The sequence below is a fragment of the Nostocoides australiense Ben110 genome, from assembly GCF_001050535.1.
In the GTDB taxonomy this organism is placed as follows: domain Bacteria; phylum Actinomycetota; class Actinomycetes; order Actinomycetales; family Dermatophilaceae; genus Nostocoides_A; species Nostocoides_A australiense.
The window spans coordinates 3,555,283-3,556,976 of the sequence record NZ_HG764815.1 but is presented as its reverse complement, the minus strand read 5'-3'; the positions used below and the strand labels follow the sequence as shown (position 1 = coordinate 3,556,976).

3 protein-coding genes are annotated in these 1,694 nt (G+C 71.0%); all 3 read left to right on the top strand.

The window, feature by feature from the left end; translation table 11 throughout:
• On the top strand, positions 1-281 hold a 281-nt coding region (locus tag BN11_RS17380), incomplete at its 5' end, for a DUF3017 domain-containing protein (RefSeq protein WP_048699580.1).
• A gap of 79 nt (positions 282-360) precedes the next feature.
• Complete coding sequence (locus BN11_RS17375; protein ID WP_048699579.1) at positions 361-1,020, top strand: response regulator transcription factor; 660 nt, start codon at positions 361-363, stop codon at positions 1,018-1,020.
• On the top strand, positions 1,017-1,694 hold a 678-nt coding region (locus tag BN11_RS17370), incomplete at its 3' end, for a hypothetical protein (protein ID WP_048699578.1). The genes BN11_RS17375 and BN11_RS17370, both read left to right, overlap by 4 nt.

Sequence of the window (1,694 nt, the reverse complement as noted above, 5' to 3'; positions counted from 1 at the left end):
AACCGCGGCCGCCGGCGGTCACCCAACTCGGCCCCTGGTGGCTGGTCGCCCTCGGCGTTATCGCCGGAATCGTCTGGGCCGCAACCGATCACATGCTCCGCGCCACGGTGACCCTCGGCGCCGCCTGCCTGCTGGGCGCCGGCCTGCGCCTGGTGCTGCCCGCTCGCCGCGCCGGTGGCCTGATCACCCGCGGGCGCCCGTTCGACGTGCTCGCGCTCCTCGTCCTCGGCGCGGCGCTGCTGGCCGCCGGCTTCGCCCTCGATCTGCGGGCGCGCGTCTGACCGTTGTCCTCCAGATGGGGGACACAAGTACGCCCACATTCGGTGTGCGTTCAGCCCCGTAACGGAGCATGATCGACTCATGGGAGGGCGGCTGAAGGTGGGGTTAATTGACGACCACCCGGCCATCTCCACGGGGGTTCCTGCAGGCCTGGGCCAGGTGATCGTTCCCGCGCCGGTCTTCACCGACGCCAAGACCGTGGACGAACTGGTGACCAGCGAAGTGGGCGCCGACGGTTTCGACGTCGTCATCCTCGACGTCCGGCTGGCCGACGAGAGCACGCCCGAGGACAACGTGCGCCGGCTCAGCGAACGCGGCTGGCCGGTGCTGCTCTACACCCGCGAGCCGCGCCCGGCCGTTCTCGCTCGCTGCTTCGCGGCCGGCGCGCGCGGCGCGGTCGGCAAGCACGAGGACTGGCCGGTCCTCGTCGAGGCCCTGCACGCCGTCGCCGCGGGGGAGTTGTACTACAACGTGGAGTGGGCGTGCGCCGTCGAGGCGATGAGCGACTCGCACCGCTTCCCCGAGCTGGCGCCACGGGAGCTGGAGGCCGTGCAGCTGTATGCCGCGGGCATCCCGGCCAAGTCCGTGGCCCGCCGGATGGGCGTCAGCGAGACGACGGTCAAGGAGTATCTGCGCCGGGCCGGCAAGAAGTATGAGGACGCCGGCCGGCCGGCCGCGACCAAAACCGGTCTCGCGCAACGAGCAATGGAGGACGGTTTCTACTTCCCGGTCAAGGAATGAGCGTCCCCGCCGAACAGTCGCCGCACCAGATCATCTGGGTCGCGGTGTCCTGGGCGGGCATCGCGATCGTCGGGCTGAACCTGCCCGTCACGGTCATCGACGTAGCCGGCTCGCGGACCGCGTATGTGCCGTGGTTCGCCGAGATCGTCTGCGTGCTGTATGCCGCGCTGTGGGTCAGTGCGCTGGTCCTGATCCTGCGCCGCCGCAGGGCCCGAAAAGCGATGCAGGCCACCGTTATTCTCTCACTCGCCGTGCTGGCGCTGCACCCGCTCACGCTGCGCACCGGCGGCTCGCAGTACCCCCCATTGCTGCACCTCGTCGGTGCCGGACTCTGCATGTCGGCCGTCGTCCACCTGCGACTGGCCACGACGCTCATCGTGCCGGCCGCCAGCGCCGCGGTCGCGTTGATCCGCATCCCGGAACTGGGCGTAGGACGCGCTTGGGGCGAGGCCGCGCTCCTCGCCGTCAGCGCCTGGCTCGCCACCTTCGCCATCCGGATCGTGTTGCGCGCCAACGATTCCGTCGACGACGCCGTGGCGGCCGCGGCCCGCGCCAGTGAGCGGGAGTTGCGGGCCCGGCGGCAGACCTATGAGCGGTTGCGCTGGAACGGGTTGATCCACGACAAGGTGCTGGCGGCGCTGCGCGCGGCCAGCCGCGGCGCCGGCGACACCATC

Bases quoted from the DNA above. Each gene is read 5' to 3' on its own strand.
- BN11_RS17375 (WP_048699579.1), top strand. From the start codon at position 361: ATGGGAGGGCGGCTGAAGGTGGGGTTAATTGACGACCACCCGGCCATC.